Below are 23,910 nucleotides of genomic sequence, written 5' to 3'. Positions count from 1 at the left end.
ATGACTTAATTTTTTAATAATTAAATTTTAACTTACTCCTCCAATCTTATATCAAGGCCAAGACCTTGCAACTCGTGAAGTAATACGTTGAAAGATTCCGGAATACCTGGTTCAGGCATTGCCTCACCTTTCGCGATGGCTTCATAAGTTTTCGCTCTACCAATCACGTCATCCGATTTCACGGTAAGGATTTCTCTAAGGATATTGGATGCACCGAATGCTTCGAGTGCCCAAACCTCCATCTCACCGAATCTTTGTCCACCAAACTGCGCTTTACCACCCAAAGGTTGCTGCGTAATCAATGAATAAGGTCCGATAGAACGTGCGTGCATTTTGTCATCAACCATGTGACCGAGTTTCAGCATGTAAATTACCCCAACAGTTGCCGGTTGAGAGAATCTCTCGCCAGTTCCACCATCATAAAGATAAGTAGAACCGAATTCCGGAAGGCCTGCTTGGTTGGTGTACTCGGTAATTTGATCGATATTAGCCCCATCGAAGATCGGTGTAGCGAATTTCAATCCTAATTTCTGACCAGCCCATCCAAGAACAGTTTCGTAGATCTGCCCGATGTTCATACGTGAAGGTACCCCAAGTGGATTCAATACGATATCAACAGGAGTTCCGTCTTCCAGGAACGGCATATCTTCCTCGCGAACGATTCTTGATACGATACCTTTATTACCGTGACGTCCCGCCATTTTATCACCTACGTTCAGTTTACGTTTTTTTGCGATGTAAACTTTAGCTAGTTTAATGATACCTGCTGGAAGTTCATCACCAATTGAGATTGCAAATTTCTCACGGTTTTTAACACCCTGAATATCGTTGAACTTGATTTTGTAATTGTGAATCAACTGCTTAATTAATTCATTTTTATCAGAATCTACGGTCCAGTCTGCTCCACTTACGTTTACATAATCTTCAACACTTTGAAGTAATTTGGTCGTAAATTTCACTCCTTTTCCGATGATTTCTTCATCAAGATCGTTTTTCACACCTTGCGAAGTTTTACCGTTCACCAAAGTTCCTAATTTTTCGAGAAGGGTATTTCTTAATTCATCGAATTTCGCTTTGTACGTATTTTCGATTTCCTCAAGTTTCAGTTTCTCTTCGGATCTTTTCTTTTTGTCTTTGATGTTTCTTGAGAACAATTTCTTGTCAATTACAACTCCTCTTAATGATGAATCTGCTTTCAAAGAAGCATCTTTCACATCACCGGCTTTGTCACCGAAGATCGCTCTCAATAGTTTTTCTTCCGGAGTTGGATCAGATTCACCTTTTGGAGTGATTTTACCAATCATAATATCTCCAGGTTTCACGTCAGCTCCGATACGGATCATACCGTTTTCATCAAGATCTTTAGTAGCTTCTTCAGAAACGTTTGGAATATCAGCGGTCAATTCTTCCATACCTAATTTGGTATCACGAACTTCCAATGAATATTCATCCACGTGGATAGAAGTAAACCAGTCCTCACGAACTACTTTCTCGTTGATTACGATCGCATCCTCAAAGTTGTATCCTTTCCAAGGCATGAAGGCTACCACAAGGTTTCTACCTAATGCCAACTCTCCGTTTTCAGTTGCGTAACCGTCGCAAAGTACTTGCCCTTTCTGCACTTTATCACCTACTCTTACGTTTGGTCTCAAAGTGATGGTTGTACTTTGGTTGGTTTTTCTGAATTTGGTAAGTTTATAAGTTTTCGTCGCAGATTCGAATGATACTAAATCATCGTCTTCGCTTCTTTCGTATTTAATGGTGATCTTATCAGCATCTACGTACTCTACCGTACCGTTTCCTTCAGCATTAATCAAAATTCTGGAGTCTTTAGCAACTTGTTGTTCCAAGCCAGTACCTACGATTGGAGCTTGTGGCTTCAACAATGGAACTGCTTGACGCATCATGTTGGATCCCATCAATGCACGGTTCGCATCATCATGCTCCAAGAACGGAATTAATGAAGCGGAAATACCAGAAATCTGGTTCGGTGCCACATCGATCAAATCAACTTGTTGTGGCTCAACAACCGGATAATCACCATCAAGACGTGCAATAACTCTGTCGGTAGAAATAGTACCATCTTCGTTCATTTCCACGTTTGCTTGCGCGATTACTTTATCTTCCTCATCTTCAGCATTTAAGAAAACCGCAGGAGTTTTCAAATCTACTTTTCCGTTGCTTACTTTTCGATAAGGAGTTTCGATGAATCCTAAATTGTTGATTTTCGCATAAATTCCTAAAGAAGAAATCAAACCAATGTTTGGTCCTTCCGGAGTTTCGATCGGACAAATTCTTCCGTAGTGGGTATGGTGAACGTCACGAACCTCGAAACCTGCTCTTTCTCTCGATAAACCACCCGGTCCTAAAGCGGAAAGTCTTCTCTTGTGAGTGATTTCCGACAATGGATTGGTTTGATCCATGAATTGTGAAAGTTGGTTGGTTCCGAAAAACGAGTTGATTACCGATGTTAAAGTTTTTGCGTTTACCAAGTCGATCGGTGTGAAAATTTCGTTATCTCTAACGTTCATTCTCTCACGGATTGTTCTTGCAATTCTTGAAAGACCAACACCGAATTGTCCTGCCAATTGCTCACCAACAGTTTTAATTCTTCTGTTTGACAAATGGTCGATATCATCAACTTCCGCTTTGGAGTTTACCAATTCGATCAAGTGACGAACGATGGAAATGATGTCTTCTTTGGTTAAAACTTCCGTTTTTTCAGGAATATTTAAACCTAATTTTTTGTTCAATCTATAACGACCAACTTCTCCTAATGAATAACGCTGCTCGGAGAAGAATAATTTCTCGATAATTCCTCTTGCAGTTTCCTCATCTGGTGGATCTGCGTTACGCAACTGACGATAGATATACTCTACCGCTTCTTTTTCGGAGTTGGTAGGGTCTTTTTGTAAAGTATTCTGGATGATAGAGAATTCGTTTGAATTTTCTTTGTGAATCAAGATTGATTTCACACCAGCATCCAAAATAAGGTCTAAATGTTCTTTTTCAAGAATAGTTTCACGATCAAGGATGATCTCGTTTCTCTCGATAGAAACAACTTCACCAGTATCTTCATCCACGAAATCTTCGAACCAAGTGTTCAAAACTCTCGCAGCCAAAGTTCTTCCTTCTACTTTTTTCAACGCTGCTTTAGAAACTTTCACTTCTTCCGCAAGATCGAAAATTTGAAGGATATCTTTATCGGATTCGTACCCGATTGCTCTCAATAAAGTCGTCAACGGTAATTTTTTCTTACGGTCGATGTAAGCATACATTACGTTATTGATGTCAGTTGTAAATTCCATCCAAGATCCTTTGAACGGGATAATTCTGGAATAATACAACTTGGTTCCGTTGGCATGGTAAGTTTGACCAAAGAATACCCCCGGAGAACGGTGAAGCTGCGTTACGATAACACGTTCTGCACCATTGATGATGAAGGATCCCGAAGGAGTCATGTAAGGAACCGGACCTAAATACACATCTTGTACAACGGTCTGAAAATCTTCGTGTTCAGGGTCAGTACAATACAATTTAAGTCGGGCTTTCAAAGGAACTGAATAGGTCAGTCCTCTTTCCACACACTCGTCGATCGAGTAGCGCGGTGAATCAACCAAATAATCCAAAAACTCCAGTACAAACTGGTTTCTGGAATCGGTAATTGGGAAATTTTCTTCAAAGGTTTTGTAAAGAGTTTCGTTTACTCTCTGCTCCGGAAGGGTGTCCAACTGGAAAAATTCTTTGAAAGATTGGATCTGAATGTCCAAAAAGTCAGGAGTTTCAATTTTTCCTTTTGCTGCGGAGAAATTGATTCTTTCGTTTCCCTGAGTTTTAGCGACTGCTTTAGATTTACTCATAAAAATTTTAAAGAATGAGGGGTTTAAAAATATTTTGTTTTAAAAAATATCAGAAAAAAACCTATTAAGAGTAAGAGAAACAAGAAGATAGGCGCTAACAAATAGACTTGGCTCTTATCAAAAATGGGCTTATTCTAACTGCAACGCCGGTATATCTTTTCACGGAGTAGTGCAAAATATTTTTCTTGAATTTTGCTTTGGGCGGTAAAATGATATAAATACCTAAAACACGAAATCCCCTCCGGATCTACCGAAAGAGTTGAATTTCAATATTTTAGTGATTTATGTACAATGGTTAGCGCCAAAAGGAGTGCAAATTTACGAAAACCAATTCGATTTCACAAGTAAAAAACCATCTCCGAAGAGATGGTCTGTTATAAAGTTTAGGCTTACTGTTAAGATTATTTGCGCAAAAAAACTTAATTTTTTTTAAATATAAATCCATCTAATTAAGTTATGATGGACCTTTTAATTATATGGAAATAAGTATTTGTAACTATTATAACATTAAGTAATTACTACAGATTGCGGTCTAAATTTGTATGCTTCATAATAGCGCTAACATCAGTGCTGACAATCAATTTTTAAAAAATTAACTAATTTTTGCTAAACAATCATTTAACTTCGCTTTCGTTTTTACTGAAACATAGCAATTCATTTTATTGTGATAAGAATTTTTTATCAATGCTTTGTTCGTCTTTATTTAATATTTAGAGATAATATACCAGTTTGTTCCATTACTCTGCACGGTTATTCCACTGTTTCCAGCTGCACCGTTTAAAGGATAATTTGTAATGCTGGCACCGTTCAAAAAAATTGGAGAATAGATGGACATTGGAGTTCCGTCATAAACAATATGGTAGATTTTTCCAGGTGTATTAGCAGCGGGAGGCAGACTGATGTTGCCAGTTGCTAAAATAGTGTAGTCTGTAGATAAAAGCATTCCATTTTTAGACGCTATATTGTTATAAGAACCTGGCAAACCTCTAAAACTGCCAAGTACTCCATTATCATCTACTACTACCGTTTTAGTAGCTGTAAATGTTTGTGTTGGTTGAGGAACTACCGCCGTAGTAGCGGGCAAGGAAGATGCTCCGCCAGGAGTGGTATAGATACTGTTAGTGGCACCGGAAACTGGTAAATTTCTAATTCTGAGTGCTCCGCCAATATCTAATGTTTCTGAAGGATTTTTAACATTAAATCCGAAAAGGCCCTGATCTGTTATTTTAAACCCATAATATGTAGCTCCGCCGGCTCCGGAATGCGGAATGATATTAAAGGAATTACTCGTGAACATGTTGGGACTATTATCAACGCTAAAAATTAGACCCATATCACCACCATTAGAAATGGAACTGAAAGAACCACCTCCTAAATTTTCTGCAAATCCGAACCAGGGGTTAACACCATTAACAATATTGCGGTAAGAGCCGTAAATCATCATCCCGTTTGCGGATCCCACAGCGTCGTAGACTGATAAAATTCCATTGGTAGCGTTGCCGTTGACGCTCACTCTGCCCCTTTGATAAATATTCTGATTATTTGCCGTAGCCGGCTGTCCGGTATTCTGGTTATACCAAGGCTCCACATAATTAGCGGTAGAAGATAATTTTTGCCAAATAGTCCCGTCGAAATAATAATATCCTGCTGAAGTAACATTAATAGTTTGTCCAGCTGGAGAAGTATCCGGTAATGTGGCATACACAATGCTTCCGGTTTGAGCTCTTGTATAGTTTTTAGCGCGCAGTTGATTGCCCGTAATTCTTGGAGCTATGATACCATCAAGCTTCGCAGTATCAGCAGCAAATCCATTAACATCTAAAGTTGCAGCTGGAGTCGTAGTGTTGATTCCAACATTACCACTTTGCCCTTGCAGGAAGTGGATAGCCAGCGAAATAATTGAAATTGTGAATGTTTTTTTCATCATAAATTTTTCTTCAAAATTAATATTTTTTATAAAAGAAACAATGTAAAATATATGTAACCGCGCCTTAAAGTTTATAACTTTCAAAAATTCTTTTATCAACTGATCTGCGCTGCGTTCCATTTAAAACGTTACAGAGGTTTAATAGATAAAAGTTCAAGCAAAAAAAAAAGGAGATTGCATTGTAACAACCTCCTAATCTTCATCTAGTAAAAGAATTACTTCAATTCTACTTCTGCACCAGCTTCTTCTAATTGTTTTTTCAAAGCTTCAGCTTCGTCTTTAGAGATACCAGTTTTGATTGGAGCAGGAGCACCATCTACCATATCTTTAGCTTCTTTAAGACCAGCACCAGTTAAATCTTTTACCAATTTAACAACTGCTAATTTAGAAGCACCTGCTGATTTAAGGATTACATCGAATTCTGTTTTTTCTTCAGCAGCTTCACCACCACCTGCAGCAACAACTACAGCAGCAGCAGCTGGCTCGATTCCGTACTCATCCTTAAGGATAGCAGCTAATTCATTTACGTCTTTTACGGTTAGGTTTACTAGCGTTTCCGCTAAATTTTTTAAATCTGACATTTTGTAATGTTTTAATTTGTTGAACGATTTATTTTGATTTTTTTTGAGTCTAATTACTCTGCACTAGGTGCATCAGTAGCGTCAGCGCTAGCTTCTGGAGCCGCAGTTTCTTCTACTTTGGTTTCTTCAGCAGTTGGAGCAGCAGTTTCTTCGGCTTTTGCCTCTACAGTCTCCGGCTTGTTTTGAAGAGCAGAAAGTACGTTTCTGATTGGTGATTGAAGCAATCCGATGATCTCTCCGATCATTTCTTCTCTTGACTTGATGTTTACAAGCGTTGCTAAATTCTCGTCACCTACATAGAAATTTTCCTGCAGGTAAGCAGACTTTAATGCAGGGATTTCAGCTTTTTTTCTGAAGTTCTGGATCAGCTTAGCCGGAGCGTTTGCTGTTTCAGAAATCATCAGTGCAGAATTTCCTTTGAAAGTCTGGAACATTTCAGAGTAATCTACTCCTTCAATCTGCTCCATTGCTTTTTGCAAAAGGGTATTTTTTACAACTTTAAGGCTGATATTTTGTTTAAATGCCTGTCTTCTGAAATCTGAAGTTGCAGCAGCATTCATTCCTTCAAGACTTGCTACATAAACTACTTTCGCGTCCTGTAACAGATCTTTTAATTCTTGTATTACTAATACTTTATCTTCTTTTGTCATTGTCTTACAGATTTTAGTTTACAGATTTAGTATCAATTGCAATACCCGGGCTCATTGTAGAAGACATATAGATGCTTTTTACATACGTACCTTTAGCGGCAGTTGGCTTAAGCTTAATTAAAGTCTGCACTAATTCCTGAGCGTTCTCTTTAATTTTAGCAGCATCGAAAGATACTTTACCAATACCAGCGTGGATGATACCGTATTTATCAACTTTGAAATCGATTTTACCGGCTTTCACCTCTGCTACTGCTTTACCAATTTCCATGGTTACAGTACCAGATTTTGGGTTTGGCATTAATCCTCTTGGACCTAATACTCTACCTAATGGACCTAATTTACCCATTACTGCAGGCATGGTAACGATAACATCAACATCTGTCCAACCATCTTTAATTTTCTGTAAGTACTCATCAAGACCTACGTAATCTGCACCAGCTTCTTTAGCTTCTGCCTCCTTGTCTGGAGTTACAAGCGCCAAAACTTTTACATCTTTACCGGTACCGTGAGGAAGAGATACAACTCCTCTTACCATTTGGTTAGCTTTTCTTGGATCTACACCCAATCTAACTGCGATATCTACAGAAGCGTCAAATTTTGCAAAGTTTACTTCTTTGACCAAAGCAGAAGCTTCGTCAAGGCTGTAAATTTTGTTTTTTTCTATTTTGCTTAAAGCTTCTTTTTGCTTTTTAGTTAATTTTGCCATTTCTATTCGTATTAAGCGTTAGTTGGTTTAGTTCCTGTTACTCTCAATCCCATAGATCTTGCAGTTCCCGCGACCATAGATAGTGCAGAATCAACTGTAAAACAGTTAAGGTCTGCCATTTTATCTTCCGCTATTTTTTGAACCTGAGCCCAAGATACACTTCCTACTTTAGCTCTGTTGGGCTCGCCTGAACCTTTCTTCACTTTAGAAGCTTCCATCAACTGGATTGCAACGGGTGGAGTTTTAATTACGAATTCAAAAGATTTGTCTTCGTAAACTGTAATTACTACAGGTAAAACTTGTCCCGGCTTATCTTGCGTTCTTCCGTTAAATTGTTTACAAAACTCCATGATGTTCACACCTGCAGAACCCAAAGCTGGACCTACTGGTGGAGACGGGTTAGCAGCGCCACCCTTCACCTGAAGTTTAACCATTTTAAAGACTTTTTTAGCCATTTTTGTTTTTTAAAAAATTAAGAAATTTATGAATGTGGAAGCATTTATAAATCTGCAAAGCTGTAGTCTCACCATACAACTTTACATTTCGGACTGCAAAATTAAGAATTTATTTTGATTCTACAAGTGTAAGATGTTGATTTTTAGAAAGAATTTAAAAAAAGTAGCGTGTTACTCTTCTTAATTGCGTAATTATCCCTTCACACAGCAGCTTTAAGCATGATAATATCATAATTAAAAAAACCGCTCGTGATTGAGCGGTTTAAATTTATTATAATAATATTTTTACACTTTTTCTACCTGCATGTAGTTCAGTTCCATTGGTGTTTTTCTTCCGAAAATCATTACTGAAACTTCGATTTTCTTTTTGTCTTCGAAGATCTTCTCTACAGTTCCGTTGAATCCGTTAAAAGGTCCGTCGATTACTTTTACATTTTCACCAACCACGAACGGAATACTGGCTTCCACAGCAAATTCGGAGAGTTCATCCATTCTGCCAAGCATTCTGTTAACCTCAGATTTTCTCATCGGTACAGGATCGCCGCCTTTGGTTAAACTGAGAAATGAAATTACCCCGGGAATATTCTTAATGATGTGCGGAATTTCACCTACAAGATTCGCTTCAACCATTAAATAACCAGGATAATAAGGTTTTTCTTTCGGAACTTTTTTACCGTTCCTCATTTGGATTACTTTCTCCATTGGAATGACTACTTGGGTTACGTAATCTTCGAAACCAAGACGCTTCATTTCATTCTCAATATAGGCCTTCACCTTATTTTCCTGTCCGCTGATGGATTTCAGAACATACCACTTCAAGTCACTCATTTTGGAAAATAATTTTAATTGAACAGGTTGATGAAAATTGATATTACATTCGCAATAGATTTACTGAACAGTGAATCTATCCCAAAGGTAAACAAAGCCAAGATAATGGTTGCAATGGTAACCACAATTGTAGATGACTGTAAGTCTGGCCATTTTGGCCATTCTACTTTATCTTTGAATTCGGTATAAGAACCTTTTAAAAAATCAACTAAGCTCATTATTTATTTTTTGCACGGGCACAAGGATTCGAACCCTGATCAACGGTTTTGGAGACCGGTATCCTACCATTGGACGATGCCCGTAGATTAAAAAAGTCCCGTAAGTTTCCCTACGGAACTTTTATATTTATTAGATATTAATCTAAGATTTCAGTTACCTGACCTGCACCAACTGTTCTACCACCTTCTCTGATCGCAAATCTAAGACCTACGTTAAGAGCGATTGGCTGTAACAATTCTACAGTAATAGAGATGTTATCACCTGGCATTACCATTTCTACACCTTCTGGCAAGAAGATCTCACCTGTAACGTCTGTAGTTCTTACATAGAACTGAGGACGGTATTTGTTGTGGAATGGAGTGTGACGACCACCTTCTTCTTTAGAAAGGATATAAACCTCTGCTTTGAATTTTTTGTGTGGCTTAACAGAATCTTTCTTAGCGATTACCATACCTCTCTTGATGTCGGTTTTTTCAATACCTCTCAACAATAGACCTACGTTATCACCAGCTTCACCTCTGTCAAGGATTTTACGGAACATCTCAACTCCTGTAATAGTAGAAGTAAGTTTCTCATCACCCATACCTACGATATCAACTGGATCACCAGTGTTGATAACACCAGCCTCGATTCTACCAGTTGCTACAGTACCTCTACCTGTAATAGAGAATACGTCTTCGATTGGCATAAGGAATGGCTTATCCTGGTCTCTTACCGGAAGTTCGATCCAAGTATCAACAGCATCCATAAGTGCTTCTACCGTAGCAACCCATTTTGGTTCTCCGTTAAGAGCTCCAAGAGCTGAACCTTGAATTACTGGAGTGTTATCACCATCGTAATCGTAAGAAGAAAGAAGGTCTCTTACTTCTAATTCTACTAATTCTAACAATTCTGGATCATCAACCATATCCACTTTATTCATGAATACCAATACGTTAGGTACGTTTACCTGACGACAAAGAAGGATGTGCTCTCTTGTTTGAGGCATTGGTCCGTCAGTTGCAGCTACTACAAGGATAGCGCCGTCCATCTGTGCAGCACCAGTTACCATGTTCTTAACATAGTCGGCGTGACCTGGACAGTCTACGTGAGCGTAGTGTCTGTTAGCAGTTTCGTACTCAATGTGTGCAGTGTTGATAGTAATACCTCTTTCTTTTTCTTCTGGTGCAGAGTCGATAGAAGAGAAATCTCTTGCAGTACCGAATCCCTTATCAGATAATACTTTACTGATTGCTGCAGTAAGAGTAGTTTTACCATGGTCTACGTGACCGATGGTACCAATGTTCAAGTGTGGTTTGTTACGATTAAACGTTTCCTTTGCCATGATTTAATTATTTATTTAATTATTATTTAAATTTTCGGTGCGCAAATATAGTGAAATTTTGTATATTGAAAATCTTTTTTTAACAAAAATCCTCAACTTACAAATTTCGCAGCTTACGGCGCCATTTTCCAATTAAAATATTGGACTGCAAATTTAGGAAAAATTATTTATTTATAAAAGAGTGAATAATTAATTTACAGAATATTAACGCGGTGCACTCTTTTTTCAAATATAACATTGAATCAACATCAACACAAATTAACAAGCACAGCTTTAAAATAAAAAAAATCTCCTTTTTAGCAAGGAGATTTCAACAGAGCCAACTATGAGATTTGAACTCACGACCTCTTCCTTACCAAGGAAGCGCTCTACCCCTGAGCTAAGTCGGCAAAATTTTAAAAAAAAATCACAAGCCGTTGTTGGTTGTGATTTCTTTGAGCGGAAGACGAGGGTCGAACTCGCGACATTCAGCTTGGAAGGCTGACGCTCTACCAACTGAGCTACTTCCGCATTTTGTTTCCAAAATTGTTGGTAAACGGTTTGCAAATTTAAAACAAATTTTTAAACCAGCAAAACGTTTTTTATAAAATGTGGGGAGAGCAGGATTCGAACCTGCGAAGTCGTAAGACAGCAGAGTTACAGTCTGATCCATTTGGCCACTCTGGAATCTCCCCAATTTTACAAAAATAATGAGCCTCCAGAGGGACTCGAACCCACGACCTGCTGATTACAAATCAGCTGCTCTAGCCAACTGAGCTATGGAGGCAAATAGATTTCAAAAGAACGCTTATCTCTTTTTGCGAGTGCAAATATAAGGGAGTTTTTTTGAAATCTACAAATTATTTTGCTAAAATTTTGAATATTTTTTTTACGCCAATTCTTTTTTCTTGATTAGCAGCTTCTTAGCAACTTCAGCACATTGATCCAAACTTTCTTCAAAGCTCGCAGTTGTCTTCTTTACCACGATGTCGTCACCCGGAACCGCAAGAATGATCTCTGCAGTTTTATTTTCTTTGTCTGATTTGTTCTCAACTTTAAGGTAAACTTTGCATTCTACGATTTTATCATAATAGTTTTCTAGTTTGTTTAATTTCTTTTCAATATGTTCTTCGAGCGGTGCGTGTGGAGTCAATCCCATTGACTGTACTGAAATTTTCATAAATCTACATTTTTTTTGGCTCTAGGATGAGCACTGTTAAACACTTTTTTTAACTGTTCTATATTGGCACAGGTGTAAACCTGTGTGGAAGCTAATGATGAGTGCCCCATAATCATCTTCACTTTAGAAATTTCAGCCCCATATTCCAAAACGTGAGTTGCAAAACTGTGTCTTAAAATATGAGGGCTTTTTTTCTTCTTCGAAGTTACAAGACTAAGATAAGTATTAACTGTAGAATAAACAAATTTATCGTTCAGTTTTTTACCTTTCGTGTTGATGAAGAAGTATATCTTATCCGCCTCCAGCGGCTTTCTTATAAGCAAATATTCTGCCATCAGAGAGGAAAGTTTCTCCGAAATCGGAATCACTCTTGCCTTATTTCCTTTACCTATTACTTTCATTTCTCTCTTGCTGAAATCAACATTCTCCAACAAAAGATTTACGAGTTCTGCACGCCTGATTCCGGTTTGGTAAAGTGTTTCCACAATAAGTTCTTTCAACAGGCTTTTTTTCGCCGGTTTATTTGCTTCGAGCTGCTGATTAGCCATTTCCTCTTCAGAAAACGGAATCTGTTTTTCAGCATAAAATTTCAGTGACTGAATATTTTCGAGTGGCGAAGTTTTTATCTCGCCGACTTTCAGCAAAAAAAGATAGAAACTGCGCAGTGTAGAAAGTTTGCGATTAATTGACCGTTTGGCGATTTTCTTTTCACCCAGATGCACCATAAAATTGCGAATGATTTTTTTATCAACCATTACCAAATCCTCATGAGCCTCAGTCTGCAAAAGAAAAGCAGAGAAATCCTCCAGATCTTTTTTGTACGAGATGAGCGTGTTGGGAGAATACCGTTTTTCGACAGCAATATATTCTAGAAATCTTTCTAACATTATGGTATAAAACAAAAAATCACTTTCCAAATATAACTATTTGAAAAGTGATTTAGGTATTTCTTAAAGAAAAATTGTTTATGCCTGCTCTTCGCGGCTTGCATTTTTCTGCTTATAAGCAGCTTTCAGCTTTGCCTGTCTTGAAGTTACCGACGGTTTTAGGAACTGCTGTCTGCTTCTTAAAGCTCTTACAACTCCGGTTTTATCAAATTTTCTTTTGTATTTTTTTAACGCTCTGTCGATGGCTTCACCATCTTTTACTGGGATAATTAACATAATTTACATCTCATTTTGGACTGCAAAAGTAAGATTTTATTTTGGAATGACAAATTTTTTATTACTTTTAAAGATATTTATTTCTTATGCAGCAAAAAAATTACAGAGTCATCAATGCTTCCGCGGGTTCGGGCAAAACCTATGCATTGGTTCAGAATCTGCTGGCGATCTGTCTGAAACATCCTTCCCAGCCCGATAAAATAGGTAATATTCTGGCCCTGACCTTCACCAATAAAGCTGCAAATGAAATGAAACACCGGATTATTGACTGGTTGAAAAAATTTTCGATGCCGGGCTATGAAAGCAATCAGGACTTGATCAATATCCGGGAGAAACTGAAAAACGACGGTTATCATCTTACACTGGAAGATATTCATTTTCGTTCCAAAAAAATTCTGGATTATGTTCTGCATCACTACTCTACACTGAATATTGGCACTATTGATAAATTTAATTCACGGCTGGTAAGAAGTTTTTCTTATGAACTTGGATTGGCACAAAACTTTAACCTCGAAATCAATTCTGAACCTTTCCTGATAGAAGCCGTCGAGAAGATGCTCGAAGACATCGGAGCAGAAAATGAGATTTCTGAAGCCTTTATGGATTACGTAAACTACAGTCTGGACAATGATGAAAGGGTGAACCTGAATAAAACACTCTATACTTCCGCTAAAGAATATGTGCAGGATAAACATTATTTCCGGCTGGATCAAAACAAAGATTTCGATTGGCTTTCCTACGAAAAATCTAAGAAAAACCTCCGGGAAGACCTTAAAAACCTCAGAACGGATTCTATCAATATTATTGAAGAAGTCAACCAACTTTTAAAGGAAAAAAATCTTGAAGTTGCAGATTTTGCAGGCGGAAACAGCAACAGTATCGCAAAATTTTTCAATGAAGCCCGAAAGTATTATCATAAAGAAAGACCAGATTTCCCCATTCCTGCAAATGAGGAGGGCGCACTGATTAAATTTCAGGCCGGCGCCTCGGGTTCGGGCAAAAGCAGACAAAGCGATATTTTAGAGATTATTGATTATTTAATCAGTCAGCGGCGAAAACTCTTTCAAAACTATATTCTCACAAAGAAAAAAGAGAAAATACTGCAGGCAATTTTACCGCTGAAAGTGAACAAAGATATTCAGGATAAACTTGCGCAAATAGAAGAAGAAAATGATGTTGTACTTCTCTCAAAATTCAACATTCTGATTCATGAAAATCTTCGGGAAGAGCCTTCATCATTCATTTATGAAAAAGTAGGAACCAAATTCAGCCATTATTTCTTTGATGAATTTCAGGACACCTCATTTCTGCAGTGGCAAAATTTTATTCCGCTGCGCGATCACGCGACCTCTTCGCAGGACATGAGTTTTTCTTTGGTTGGCGACCCCAAACAGAGCATTTACCGTTTCCGGGGCGGAGATTCGCAACTCATGCTCGATATCATCAACAAAAAAGAAAAATCGCTTGTTCATGCGGAATTAGAAAATCTGGAAAACAATTGGCGAAGTGCCAAAAACATTGTTGATTTCAATAACCAACTGTATCTTTTCCTTTCCGGCAACACCCAGGCCGAGCATTGTGAGATCTTCGGAAGCGGATCCCAGCAGACTGCAAAATCTAAACTGGAAGGCAAAGTGCGGATCAACTTAATTGAAAACACTACGAAGAAAGTTTTCTACGAAGAAGTTGCCGAAAAAATGCGGGAAGACATACAACGTTGCATTGATAAAGGCTTCAAACTTTCGGATATTACCATTCTTTGCCGCGGAAATTTCGATATTTTCAGCTTTTCGCAGCTTTTAGGAAACGCAAAAATCACATATCAGGAAAAAGAAGATTACATAAAAACGATTTCAGAATCGGGCTTAACGCTTAATTTGTCATCAACTCTGCTGGCGCTGGCAGAATTTCTCAGATGGGAACAGAACCCTAAAAATTATCAGTTTCCGGTGAAAATGCTGTATTATCTGAAAGTTTTAGGAAGAATTGATGTTAAAGACTTCAGTGCTGAAATGATGGAAATGCTTACGCTGAAAAACAAAGCCGAAATGCAGGACTTCATCGCCAAAAAATATGATTTACAATTGAGCAGCAAAAACTTACTGCAGCTGAATCTTTATAATTTTGTCGAACATTTTCTGCAGGAATTTTCCGTAGAGAATAAGGAGACCGATTTTCTTTTCAATTATCTGGAAATGCTTTACGCCTATTCGCAAAACGCCGCTTCTACTCTGAAAGATTTTATCCGTTATTGGGACGAAGAGGCAAATGTCACCACAATTCAGGCTTCCGAAAATCTGGATGCAGTAAAGCTCATGACGATTCACAAAGCAAAAGGTTTGGAGTTTCCCGTAGTTTTTCTTCCAATGAAAAACGAACATAAAGATGCAAAATTCAGCAACTGGCTTGATATTGACGCTCAAAACGGCCTTTCGTCGGTAAATATCAATCCGTTCGGAAGAGAACTTGAAGCTTATGATGAAAACATGGCAAAGTTTAATCAGGAAAATATTTATCAGAATAAAATCGACCGCTACTGCCTGCAATATGTGGCTACAACGCGGGCGGTTGACGAACTGTTCTTTTATATCGAAAAGCCCAACAAGACAAGTAACAACCTTGAAATTTACGAATTTCTGGAGCCAAAAATCCCCAGGAATGAAAACGGCGAACCTCTTTCTTCTTTTGATTTATATAAAGTTGCTGACGAAAACCAACAAAGAAGGCAGAACGTTACAGTTAATGAAAACAGTACGAAACCCATTCTTTTTAAAAGCGGACAAAAAAGCAATCCGGACGCTATAAAAATTGCAACTCCCTCCAAGAATTACCAGAACAGGGTTGAAAAAGTGCGCACGGGGATTTTTACGCACGAAATTTTATCCAAAATTAATTCAGAACGAGACGTGGATCGCACCCTCGAATCCTATGTGTTGGAAGGAATTATTACCCTGGAAGAAAAAGAAGAGATTCATCACCGGATTTTAAGCATCATTAAAAACGAGAATTATTCGAAATACTTCACCGAAAATCAGGTTGTTATTAACGAAAAAGACATGATGATTTCTGAAAACGGCGAGTCGAAGATTTACCGGCCAGACCGGCTGATCGATACCGGGAACGGTTACATCATTATCGATTTTAAGACCGGCGCTGAACAGGAAAAACATCTTGTGCAAATAAACGAATACAAATCTATACTCGAAAAACTCGGTAAAAAAGTTTTGGAAACCCAACTGATTTATGTATAAAAAAATCCTGTCTCAGAAAGCGAGACAGGATTTTATTTACATCTAAAAATTACTTCTTTACCGCAGTTATCACCTGTGCTTCCTGTTTGGTGATATTATCGAAAATCTGCGTAAATGCTGGATAATATTCTTTCGGGAATACTGAATCGTCAACCTGAGTCGTGGTCTCAACTGTCAACTTATTTCCGTTTTGCGTAACCTGATACGTGTATTGGAGTGCATTATCCTCTGTACGAAATTTCTTCGATTTAGGCACATTTTCAAAAACATAGCCATCCGGGAGGGTAATCGTCACCTTTTTAATTTTGTCGTAAGCTGAATAAAATTCAAGCGGTGCAATTCGCGGCTCTTTTTGGTCGAAGTTATGTGTCTGGGAATAAAGAAAAAGCAAAGGATTAAATACCATTTTCCCACCCAACACATCAACAAAAGTATCTGAACTGAAATCGAAACTGGTTTCAAAATCGTTATTTTCCTGAAGGCCGTGTTTCAAATTCGTAAAATTGAAACGGTAATCGTCTTTATAGGATTTTGCAAATTTTTCTTTGTCCTCCGTAAATCTTTGGTTGGCCACCATTGAATACAGTTTTGTGTCACGGTCCGAAAATTTACCTTCAAAAGTGCCATCCGGTAAAAGTTTGGCATCAACAGTCAGCAAAGTTTTACTGGTTTCAGGGTAAAGGATATTAATTTGCTGTGCAGTTTTTTCACCCATAATGATGCCGTAATAATTGAGGGCTTTAGGTGCTACCATATTAATTTCGCTCTGTTTTACGGTACCATCGGCAAGGTAAATTTCATCTTTATCTTTAAATGAGGCCAAAACATAATTCAACTGTGCGATTGATGGGTTATAGGCAAGCAAAATCCCCTGATTTACTGTAGAAAGCACCACAGGATCTGCATTAATACCCGCATTTTGTAAAAGCATCGTTAACAGGAGATTGATTTCTGCGGTATTTCCAACTTTGGTATTGATCAGGTTTTTGATTCCTTTATCGCAGAATACTGCATCTTCTTTGTTCCATGTATAATTTTTATGAACAAATTTCAGGATTGCATTTGCGCGCTCCAGTGTTACCGGAATCGATTTTATTTCTTGCGGAAGCAGATCTTTCACCAAGTTGGTTTTCTTGAGTTCTGCACCAAAATCATCGTTTGCATAAAGTCTTTCCTGAATATCCTTCCATGTGTTTGCATAAGAATTATATACGTTATTAAAAAGCGTGGAATTAAGTTCTGCCTTAATGGAAGTTTTGTAATTGTCGTTATTTAAAACATATTTCTCTTCTTTATATGGCGCAACCTTCTCATAAGCAAATCTATACGTTTGATATTCATTACCATAAAGCGGTTTTTTCTCTACCAGCCTGTGAGTTGGGTTAAGACTTCCTTTGTAATTAATGGTATAACCTAGTGGGACAGGGGCATCCAGAACATATTCTACATACCGGATCGGGATTTCCTCCTCAATAATAATCCGGGGCATAGATCCCAGGAATGGAGTGATAATGCTGTAAGAATATTCAACAACAGACCCGTTTTTCACATTCGCAAAAGCAAATTTGGTAATATCGTAGTTTCGGTCTTCGGTGGATTTGTATTTTTCGTCCTTAGCGATTTTTGTGCTTACTGTTTTTCCATTTTCGTGGTTATAAGTATTTGCTTTGAGGTCGGCTAAAGTTTCGCGAGTACCTCGGCGGTCATCATAAATACTTACCTTGTGATCCAGATAATCTGAGGCATTGTCTTTATTATAAATTTTAATCCTGCTGAATACTTTTTGGTGCAGTGTTCCGTCGTAGTCAATCCGGAAATGTACGGACCGGTAAAGGATTTCTGCGGGCGCATCTGAAACTTGTGTAGATTTTTCGCTTTTCAGATCTTCATCTGAAAGTTTTGGATAAGTTAGGAATTTATGTTGTGCACCCAACAATCCTGTTACTGAGAATGCAAAACAAAGTAGAATTTTCTTCATTATTGTTTTGTTAGTAAGATTTTAGTATTGTCGCGGCTGGCTGTCTGTTTGCGGAACGCCAGGTATTCTTTGTATTTTTCTTTTGGATAGAGTCCTTTGTTGATCGTTAAAACTCTTTTTACAAGCAGTTTACCATCTTTCGTTGTGAAATCAATGGTGTAAGAGCCAAATTCAGTTGTAATTGAAGATGATTTTGGGATTTCAGCAAAAATATAGCCTGCCGGAATAATGTATTCTATTTCATAATCATCCTGGAAGGGAAATGAATTCTCGAAGGGAAGTTTCCTTTCATCATTTGAACTGAGCATTACCGCCTCATAAAACGGCATCACCGGAAAGAAAAGATCATTGCCAATTTTTTTTGAGAATCCGTTAGCTTTCAGGGAAAGGTCGTAACCGATTTTGCCTTCATCTCTGTCGTTTTTCAGGTTATTCACCTTCAGATCATCAATTTTTAAATTGTAATGACGATTTTTAAGAGCTTCCCGGATTTCATCGTTTTTTAAACCTAAAAGCCTCAGATTGCTGTCGTACTGTCCGCCGGAAAACTCAAACCTTGCATCCGAAGAAATCGCTCCATCATCTCCAAGTAAAATTTTGGCATTCAGTTTTTCCATGCTCTGTTCCGGTTTGTACACGGGCGTATCAACAATCTGAATTCCGTCTTCTTTTACTGCCAGAACATTGCGGTGATGAGAAGTAAAACTCAGGTGATTAAATGCATGCTGCTGCGAGGTATTTTCGAGCCAAATGGTTTCTTTCTCTGTTGGAACCATTAAAATGGCATGGTTACCCGACATTCTGGGAAAATCTTTATCGAAAGTAATGACAGAATAATCATCATAAATCACCGAAAAATAAGAATTAATTCCGGCAGCTGCAAGCAGCGTGCGCATATAATTGGTAAGTGCCTTGCAGTCGCCGTATCCTTTTTTGCTCACTTCCGCAGCCGGCATCGGTTGCCAACCGCCGATCCCCATCGCAATCAGAACATAACGGGTTTTGTTCTGCATATACTGATAAATGGTTTTTACTTTATCAGAAGTGGTTCCCGATAGATTCAAGGCCTGCACTTCTGCCCTGATTTCCGGTGTAATTTCTGATACTGGATTAATAAGCTGGGTATAGTACCATTTCCCAAAGCTGTTCCAGTCGGTCATATTACCCTCTTTACCTTCAAGTGTAAACTTTTCCGGAGAAAACTCCACCTGAGGAACTAAATAGCTTATGCTGGGTGCAAGATCTTCATGTTTAATGGCTGGGATATTCTCGTAAGAATATTTCATCACATTTCCTTCCGTGGAGTGTGTGAGTTTCGCCAGAGGCCGATCGGTAACCTTTGTACGTATATTGATTCCAGAAGTATTATGCACGGTGAATGTTGACTTTTCAACCGACATGTCGTACGAAGTAACCGGCCTGAAATAATTTAGATACACCGTATTGGAAGTTGTAGTTTCATAATACGATTTTACGGTATAAGGATATTGCGAAGACATGGGCCTTAAAATCAAAATCCTGTCATCAACATACAAAGCGGCGCTTGGATTATTGGTATAATCGTTGAAATCTTTTTTCGAATAGGTTTTGCTGAGTTTCCCTGCGGCATCATAAACCTCTACTTTTATACTCCCGACTTTAGTATTGGGATTGTATGGTATTAATACGGTGGAAAATTCGTCTCCGGCACTGTTGAGAATTGTAACAGCATGGGTTTGTTTAATATGCAGCTCTTTAACTGATTTCAGCACATAATCTTCAGCACTCTCGCGAACGACTGCATTAGCATTTTTTAGAAGATTTTCGGGAATTAGTGACGCATTATAATCCTGAGCAAGAAGGGTAACGTACAGCAGTGCACACCACAGTATGTAAAATTTTTTCATTAAAAATTATTTTGTGATTAATTCCCTGCATCCGGCACAAACACGCGCTGCTTAAGTTCCTGATCAAAAAGATACATCGCCGACGGATTATCGTACACCATTTTTATTTTGGTGACAAGCTGCGAGGCGTTTGCTTCTTCTTCTACCTGCTCATTTACAAACCACTGCAAAAAGGAAACGGTTGCAAAATCGCCTTCTTCATTCGCGTTTTTCAGAATATTGAAAATACTTTTGGTCACAATTTTTTCATGCTCCAGTGCTTTTTCGAAAATTTCTTTTGCATCGGTAAATTCATGCGGTGGTTTTGGTATTTCGCCCAACACAATTTCTGCACCTACATCAATCATATAATCGAACATTTTATCTGCATGCATGAGTTCTTCTTTGCTCTGAACGCGGAAATAATTTGCAATACCATCCAGATCCCGGGCAGAAAACCATGCCGACATGGATAAATAATATTGAGCAGCATACTGTTCCTTAGCAATTTGGTCGTTTATTAACGCACCAATTTTTGTACTTATCATAATAATGTCTTTTTACCAAATATAGATAATAAAAGGGTATGGACATAAAAAAAGCGAAAAAAAATAAATTTTTCCGCTTCCCTTAAAAATTAAAATTATGAACTATTTTGTAGCAGACATTTTTTTCATTTGATGCTGCTGCATTTTCTGTCTTTTATTCTGCATGTTCTGCTGTTTTTTAGTTTCCCACTTTTGGTATTGCTCCGGAGTTAAAATTTTCCTCATTTCAGCATTCGATTGTTCCTGTCGGGCTTTCATAGCCTCCATTTTTGCTTTTCTTTGTTCCTGCATCTGTGAAGCATTTTGTTTTCTCTCGGCCATTTTCTTATCCTGCAGCGCTTTAATCTGAGCTACCTGCGCACTGGTAAGATTAAGTTCAGCCTGCATCATCTTCAGTTTTTCCTGTCTTTTCTGCTCCATTTCTGCTGGATCTTTTTTATTCATCATCGGCGTTTGCTGGGCCATTGCAAAAGTTCCCATCACTACGAAAGCTGCACTAAAAACAATTTTTTTCATTTCGATATTTTTTGTTTGTTATTTGATGGTTTGATAAATTAAAACTGATCAGGTTAAAGATTTTAATCATAATTTTTTGTTAAAGCTTTCATAACCATACTTTTCTATTATATTTCTTATGATATATTCAGTTTCGTCAGGAAAGGAAATCTTTATAGGTTCAATGGAGGCTACCCAATTTTTTAATTTTTCCAGAAAGGTATTTTCTTTCCAAATAACGGGAATGCCGAGTTTCTCTAAAGCCAATGCATTGCACTGCTGCTCATATTGATGATACATCGGCACTACAAGTAACTTTTTAGCGAGATGCAGTGCTTCAGCCGGACCTTCGAAACCGCCACCGGTTAAGAGTCCTTCACAGCTGGCTAATGATTCCTGAAACAAATCATTATTTATTGGGAATACTTCCGCATTGTGCTTACGGTAGTGATGTTTTGAATGTTTTGAGAAAATCTGCCAGTTCGAACCTGGGACTTCTTTCACTTTATCGAGAATAAATTCATCGGAATAGGCGGGAAGATAAACGGTGTAATGACCTAAATTCTGTGGTTTCAGATTACGTATTTCAGTTCTGATGACAGGAGTGTGGATATAGTCATCGTACCTTTCAAAATGAAATCCAATATAGTCTGTGGCTGGCGCGTAATGATCCATAATTACTTTCCCCCAGTGAAAACCATTGATTTTCGGGGTTTTAGCTGATAAATACGCTGACTGATGGCTCATGCCCAAAGATTTTTTTCGGTAGAGTTTACAACTCCACGCACCTACCGGCTCAAAATCATTAATCACTAAATCGTATTCGCGTACCGGAAGATTTTTCACGTCTTTAAGAAACTGTTTTAAATTAAAACGTTTCCAAGTCTCCCGAAAGTCGACTCCGCCTTTGTTCCCGAAAACAAATCCAAATCCATCAAATCTGTATTTTACTTCGGCATCGACATCAACTTCTGCCTGGGTTCCACTGATGAGTATATCTACTTCACCGTATTTTTTAAGATAAGGTATAATCTCGCGCGCACGGGTTACATGACCGTTTCCTGTGCCCTGAATCGCATATAAAATCTTCATCTAACAAATTTACAAGTAAATGAAATCCACAATGTTGAAATATGGAAAGTTCACAAATATTTAAAACAAAAGAGAGAGCATCGGTTTGCTCTCTCAAAATATTCTATGATTATTCTGTCTTTAGTTTGACATTACTTTGACTTTCCTTTACCCTGCGAATTTCCTTTACCCTGCGAATTTCCTTTAACATAAAGGTGCGAACCGTCGTTTAACTTTTTTCTTCTCTCGTATTCCTGCATCGATTTGGTATTTACCCCATTATTTGTAACCGATTTTCTCGATTTAATAGTGTTGTACTTCTTAACCTGCGTGCTTTTATAATTGTTTTTATTTCTGTTATAAACCGCTACAGGATTCTGACCTTTATAGTATTTGTTCTTGAATTTTTCATATTTCGCCGGTCCCATAATTCGTTCGATGGATCTGTAACGGTCGACTCTCCATTGGTCAGGGTTACTACCGTACGCGCGGTTCCATGAGTTATAATCCGAGTACTGATTATTTAATGCAAATAAGTCTGCTTTTTGCTGCGGACTCAGCAATAAATTTGCTGCGACAGTCTGCCAGTTTATATCGTTAATACTTCTTCTGTAATCATTATAATAATTTGACTGCGAATAACCCAAACTGAAGATTCCTAAACTTAATATTGTGATTAGCTTTTTCATTTTAATGTTTTTGTTGTTATCTCTACAAATATTTCCATTACTGTGCCAAAAATAAAATAAAGAAAGCAGTTCCTTTTGAAACTGCTCTCCATCACTACTAACACTAAAAACTAAAAATTATAAAGAGGTAAGTCTCTGACCGGGGATTCGGGCTGTATTTCCCGGTGTTGCTGTTCCCGGAGTCTGATTTCTCAGACTTCCGGAATTACTTTCTATCTTTCTCTGTGGGTCTGTATTTCTTATTCCGGAGTTATTGTCTCTGAACCCACCGTTATTTCGAGGTGTTTCAGTCTGTGGCCGGATCTCATTATTTCTTGTTGTACCGTTGGAAATCAGTGGCGCAGTTCTCACCGGTGCCTCATTTCCGTTTCGGAAGCCGTTATTCTCTGTTCTTTTGTTTAAGTCTCCGTCATTTCTGAATCCTTCTTTCCTTTGCGCATTATTCCAGTTACCGTTTCCTGTTCGTGGGGAATTTTGGAAACCAATGTTCTGTCTCGGATTCGCCTGATGATATTTCACTTTGTTAATTCTATAACGATTTACGTTAATATTTCTGTACCGTGGGACTACATAAACATGCGTTACGTAATGCTGTCTTCTGTAGTTTTGCCAGTAATTCACCGGATTGTATCCGTTGTAATAATTATTCTGGTAGATGACATAAACTCTGGGACCTAAAATTCTTTCGAGTGCATAGAATCTGTCATAATACCATCGGTCCGGATTATAACGGTAATATGAATTCCAGGAAGCGAATGTCGGAAACTGGTCATTCAAAAACATGATTTGACGAATTTGCCATGGCGACAGGCGATACTGAGAGAAAAACCTGCTCCAGTTTACATCATAAATGCTTCGCTGGTAGTCTCTGTAATAACTCTGGTAGAGATCGTTTCTGTAATAATCAGATGGATATTCGTAATAATAATCTTCCGGAAAATAAAATTCGTCATCGTAATCGTCGTAATAACCATTATTGTTGTTTGGATAATAATCCGGATAATTCTGTGCGGAAATCAATGTTGCAAAAAACACCGAAAGTCCAAAAAGTATTTTTTTCATTTTTTTTAAACTGTCTTTAAGCTGTTCACTACAACCTATTAGAAAAGCATGCCAACTTTTATGTCCAAAATCCTTTCAA

Annotated in this window: 20 protein-coding genes and 5 tRNA genes; 1 reads left to right on the top strand and 24 read right to left on the bottom strand. The window is 38.0% G+C overall.

Going from position 1 to position 23,910, the window contains the following annotated elements; translation table 11 throughout:
• Positions 1 to 32: 32 nt before the first annotated feature.
• The 17 genes from rpoB to rpsU all read right to left on the bottom strand — a co-directional run bounded on the left by rpoB (position 33) and on the right by rpsU (position 12,872).
• Positions 33 to 3,860, bottom strand: a complete 3,828-nt coding sequence (gene rpoB / locus OK344_RS00740; RefSeq protein WP_265142985.1) for a DNA-directed RNA polymerase subunit beta — start codon at positions 3,858 to 3,860, stop codon at positions 33 to 35.
• A 703-nt stretch (positions 3,861 to 4,563) separates the two neighbouring features.
• On the bottom strand, positions 4,564 to 5,787 hold the full coding sequence (locus OK344_RS00735; RefSeq protein WP_265142984.1) for a phage tail-like protein: 1,224 nt from the start codon (positions 5,785 to 5,787) through the stop codon (positions 4,564 to 4,566).
• A 215-nt stretch (positions 5,788 to 6,002) separates the two neighbouring features.
• Positions 6,003 to 6,368, bottom strand: coding sequence for a 50S ribosomal protein L7/L12 (gene rplL / locus OK344_RS00730; RefSeq protein ID WP_123248719.1), 366 nt, complete (start codon positions 6,366 to 6,368; stop codon positions 6,003 to 6,005).
• Positions 6,369 to 6,421: 53 nt separating this feature from the next.
• Positions 6,422 to 7,018, bottom strand: a complete 597-nt coding sequence (rplJ, locus tag OK344_RS00725) for a 50S ribosomal protein L10 (protein WP_265142983.1) — start codon at positions 7,016 to 7,018, stop codon at positions 6,422 to 6,424.
• Between the two features lie 13 nt (positions 7,019 to 7,031).
• Complete coding sequence (rplA, locus tag OK344_RS00720) at positions 7,032 to 7,724, bottom strand: 50S ribosomal protein L1 (protein ID WP_253311839.1); 693 nt, start codon at positions 7,722 to 7,724, stop codon at positions 7,032 to 7,034.
• 11 nt (positions 7,725 to 7,735) lie between these two features.
• Entirely contained in the window at positions 7,736 to 8,179 is a 444-nt protein-coding gene (gene rplK / locus OK344_RS00715; RefSeq protein WP_088468069.1) for a 50S ribosomal protein L11, read from the bottom strand.
• A 285-nt stretch (positions 8,180 to 8,464) separates the two neighbouring features.
• The gene (gene nusG, locus OK344_RS00710) at positions 8,465 to 9,007 is read right to left on the bottom strand and encodes a transcription termination/antitermination protein NusG (protein ID WP_265142982.1); all 543 of its coding nucleotides are present in this window, start codon (positions 9,005 to 9,007) and stop codon (positions 8,465 to 8,467) included.
• Between the two features lie 14 nt (positions 9,008 to 9,021).
• Positions 9,022 to 9,225, bottom strand: a complete 204-nt coding sequence (gene secE, locus OK344_RS00705; RefSeq protein WP_088468072.1) for a preprotein translocase subunit SecE — start codon at positions 9,223 to 9,225, stop codon at positions 9,022 to 9,024.
• Between the two features lie 13 nt (positions 9,226 to 9,238).
• Positions 9,239 to 9,309 (bottom strand) — tRNA-Trp (locus OK344_RS00700).
• 53 nt (positions 9,310 to 9,362) lie between these two features.
• The gene (gene tuf, locus OK344_RS00695; RefSeq protein ID WP_088468073.1) at positions 9,363 to 10,550 is read right to left on the bottom strand and encodes an elongation factor Tu; all 1,188 of its coding nucleotides are present in this window, start codon (positions 10,548 to 10,550) and stop codon (positions 9,363 to 9,365) included.
• A 317-nt stretch (positions 10,551 to 10,867) separates the two neighbouring features.
• Positions 10,868 to 10,939 (bottom strand) — tRNA-Thr (locus tag OK344_RS00690).
• Between the two features lie 48 nt (positions 10,940 to 10,987).
• Positions 10,988 to 11,060: transfer RNA gene (locus OK344_RS00685), tRNA-Gly, on the bottom strand.
• Positions 11,061 to 11,141: 81 nt separating this feature from the next.
• Positions 11,142 to 11,224 (bottom strand) — tRNA-Tyr (locus OK344_RS00680).
• Positions 11,225 to 11,242: 18 nt separating this feature from the next.
• Positions 11,243 to 11,316: transfer RNA gene (locus OK344_RS00675), tRNA-Thr, on the bottom strand.
• 102 nt (positions 11,317 to 11,418) lie between these two features.
• Positions 11,419 to 11,709: an HPF/RaiA family ribosome-associated protein gene (locus OK344_RS00670; RefSeq protein WP_088468074.1), complete on the bottom strand. Its 291-nt coding sequence runs from the start codon at positions 11,707 to 11,709 to the stop codon at positions 11,419 to 11,421.
• Entirely contained in the window at positions 11,706 to 12,596 is an 891-nt protein-coding gene (locus OK344_RS00665) for a tyrosine-type recombinase/integrase (protein ID WP_265142981.1), read from the bottom strand. Before OK344_RS00665 ends, OK344_RS00670 begins: the two co-directional genes overlap by 4 nt.
• 78 nt (positions 12,597 to 12,674) lie before the next feature.
• Entirely contained in the window at positions 12,675 to 12,872 is a 198-nt protein-coding gene (gene rpsU, locus OK344_RS00660; protein ID WP_088468076.1) for a 30S ribosomal protein S21, read from the bottom strand.
• Positions 12,873 to 12,958: 86 nt separating this feature from the next.
• Between rpsU and OK344_RS00655 the strand changes: the two genes are divergently transcribed.
• Positions 12,959 to 16,123: a UvrD-helicase domain-containing protein gene (locus tag OK344_RS00655; protein ID WP_265142980.1), complete on the top strand. Its 3,165-nt coding sequence runs from the start codon at positions 12,959 to 12,961 to the stop codon at positions 16,121 to 16,123.
• 49 nt (positions 16,124 to 16,172) lie between these two features.
• On the opposite strand, the gene OK344_RS00650 is transcribed toward OK344_RS00655, so the two are convergent.
• The 7 genes from OK344_RS00650 to OK344_RS00620 all read right to left on the bottom strand — a co-directional run bounded on the left by OK344_RS00650 (position 16,173) and on the right by OK344_RS00620 (position 23,831).
• Positions 16,173 to 18,101 (bottom strand): DUF3858 domain-containing protein, encoded by a 1,929-nt coding sequence (locus tag OK344_RS00650; protein WP_265142979.1) that lies wholly within the window; start codon positions 18,099 to 18,101, stop codon positions 16,173 to 16,175.
• Positions 18,101 to 19,987, bottom strand: coding sequence for a DUF3858 domain-containing protein (locus OK344_RS00645; RefSeq protein WP_265142978.1), 1,887 nt, complete (start codon positions 19,985 to 19,987; stop codon positions 18,101 to 18,103). Before OK344_RS00645 ends, OK344_RS00650 begins: the two co-directional genes overlap by 1 nt.
• A 17-nt stretch (positions 19,988 to 20,004) precedes the next feature.
• Entirely contained in the window at positions 20,005 to 20,514 is a 510-nt protein-coding gene (locus tag OK344_RS00640) for a ferritin (protein WP_088468080.1), read from the bottom strand.
• Between the two features lie 102 nt (positions 20,515 to 20,616).
• On the bottom strand, positions 20,617 to 21,030 hold the full coding sequence (locus OK344_RS00635) for a hypothetical protein (RefSeq protein ID WP_265142977.1): 414 nt from the start codon (positions 21,028 to 21,030) through the stop codon (positions 20,617 to 20,619).
• Positions 21,031 to 21,096: 66 nt separating this feature from the next.
• Positions 21,097 to 22,101 carry a glycosyltransferase family protein gene (locus OK344_RS00630; protein WP_265142976.1) on the bottom strand — a complete coding sequence of 335 codons (1,005 nt, stop codon included), beginning with the start codon at positions 22,099 to 22,101 and terminating at the stop codon, positions 21,097 to 21,099.
• Positions 22,102 to 22,232: 131 nt separating this feature from the next.
• Positions 22,233 to 22,769: a hypothetical protein gene (locus tag OK344_RS00625; RefSeq protein ID WP_265142975.1), complete on the bottom strand. Its 537-nt coding sequence runs from the start codon at positions 22,767 to 22,769 to the stop codon at positions 22,233 to 22,235.
• 117 nt (positions 22,770 to 22,886) lie between these two features.
• The gene (locus tag OK344_RS00620) at positions 22,887 to 23,831 is read right to left on the bottom strand and encodes a hypothetical protein (protein ID WP_265142974.1); all 945 of its coding nucleotides are present in this window, start codon (positions 23,829 to 23,831) and stop codon (positions 22,887 to 22,889) included.
• Between the last annotated feature and the right edge of the window lie 79 nt (positions 23,832 to 23,910).

Origin of the sequence: Kaistella yananensis (assembly GCF_026107505.2) — a bacterium.
In the GTDB taxonomy this organism is placed as follows: Bacteria; Bacteroidota; Bacteroidia; order Flavobacteriales; family Weeksellaceae; genus Kaistella; species Kaistella yananensis.
Note: the sequence above shows the minus strand (reverse complement) of the source record. Positions and strands in the feature narration are given on the sequence as shown.

What these genes read in the sequence shown, in the direction of transcription:
- rpoB (WP_265142985.1), bottom strand. Translation starts at nt 3,860, where the DNA reads ATGAGTAAATCTAAAGCAGTCGCTAAAACTCAGGGAAACGAAAGAATC.
- OK344_RS00650 (WP_265142979.1), bottom strand. Translation starts at nt 18,101, where the DNA reads ATGAAGAAAATTCTACTTTGTTTTGCATTCTCAGTAACAGGATTGTTG.
- rpsU (WP_088468076.1), bottom strand. Translation starts at nt 12,872, where the DNA reads ATGTTAATTATCCCAGTAAAAGATGGTGAAGCCATCGACAGAGCGTTA.
- rplA (WP_253311839.1), bottom strand. Translation starts at nt 7,724, where the DNA reads ATGGCAAAATTAACTAAAAAGCAAAAAGAAGCTTTAAGCAAAATAGAA.
- OK344_RS00620 (WP_265142974.1), bottom strand. Translation starts at nt 23,831, where the DNA reads ATGAAAAAAATACTTTTTGGACTTTCGGTGTTTTTTGCAACATTGATT.
- tuf (WP_088468073.1), bottom strand. Translation starts at nt 10,550, where the DNA reads ATGGCAAAGGAAACGTTTAATCGTAACAAACCACACTTGAACATTGGT.
- OK344_RS00735 (WP_265142984.1), bottom strand. Translation starts at nt 5,787, where the DNA reads ATGATGAAAAAAACATTCACAATTTCAATTATTTCGCTGGCTATCCAC.
- OK344_RS00655 (WP_265142980.1), top strand. Translation starts at nt 12,959, where the DNA reads ATGCAGCAAAAAAATTACAGAGTCATCAATGCTTCCGCGGGTTCGGGC.
- rplL (WP_123248719.1), bottom strand. Translation starts at nt 6,368, where the DNA reads ATGTCAGATTTAAAAAATTTAGCGGAAACGCTAGTAAACCTAACCGTA.
- OK344_RS00645 (WP_265142978.1), bottom strand. Translation starts at nt 19,987, where the DNA reads ATGAAAAAATTTTACATACTGTGGTGTGCACTGCTGTACGTTACCCTT.
- nusG (WP_265142982.1), bottom strand. Translation starts at nt 9,007, where the DNA reads ATGAGTGACTTGAAGTGGTATGTTCTGAAATCCATCAGCGGACAGGAA.
- OK344_RS00630 (WP_265142976.1), bottom strand. Translation starts at nt 22,101, where the DNA reads ATGAAGATTTTATATGCGATTCAGGGCACAGGAAACGGTCATGTAACC.
- OK344_RS00625 (WP_265142975.1), bottom strand. Translation starts at nt 22,769, where the DNA reads ATGAAAAAGCTAATCACAATATTAAGTTTAGGAATCTTCAGTTTGGGT.
- rplJ (WP_265142983.1), bottom strand. Translation starts at nt 7,018, where the DNA reads ATGACAAAAGAAGATAAAGTATTAGTAATACAAGAATTAAAAGATCTG.
- secE (WP_088468072.1), bottom strand. Translation starts at nt 9,225, where the DNA reads ATGAGCTTAGTTGATTTTTTAAAAGGTTCTTATACCGAATTCAAAGAT.
- OK344_RS00665 (WP_265142981.1), bottom strand. Translation starts at nt 12,596, where the DNA reads ATGTTAGAAAGATTTCTAGAATATATTGCTGTCGAAAAACGGTATTCT.
- OK344_RS00635 (WP_265142977.1), bottom strand. Translation starts at nt 21,030, where the DNA reads ATGAAAAAAATTGTTTTTAGTGCAGCTTTCGTAGTGATGGGAACTTTT.
- OK344_RS00670 (WP_088468074.1), bottom strand. Translation starts at nt 11,709, where the DNA reads ATGAAAATTTCAGTACAGTCAATGGGATTGACTCCACACGCACCGCTC.
- OK344_RS00640 (WP_088468080.1), bottom strand. Translation starts at nt 20,514, where the DNA reads ATGATAAGTACAAAAATTGGTGCGTTAATAAACGACCAAATTGCTAAG.
- rplK (WP_088468069.1), bottom strand. Translation starts at nt 8,179, where the DNA reads ATGGCTAAAAAAGTCTTTAAAATGGTTAAACTTCAGGTGAAGGGTGGC.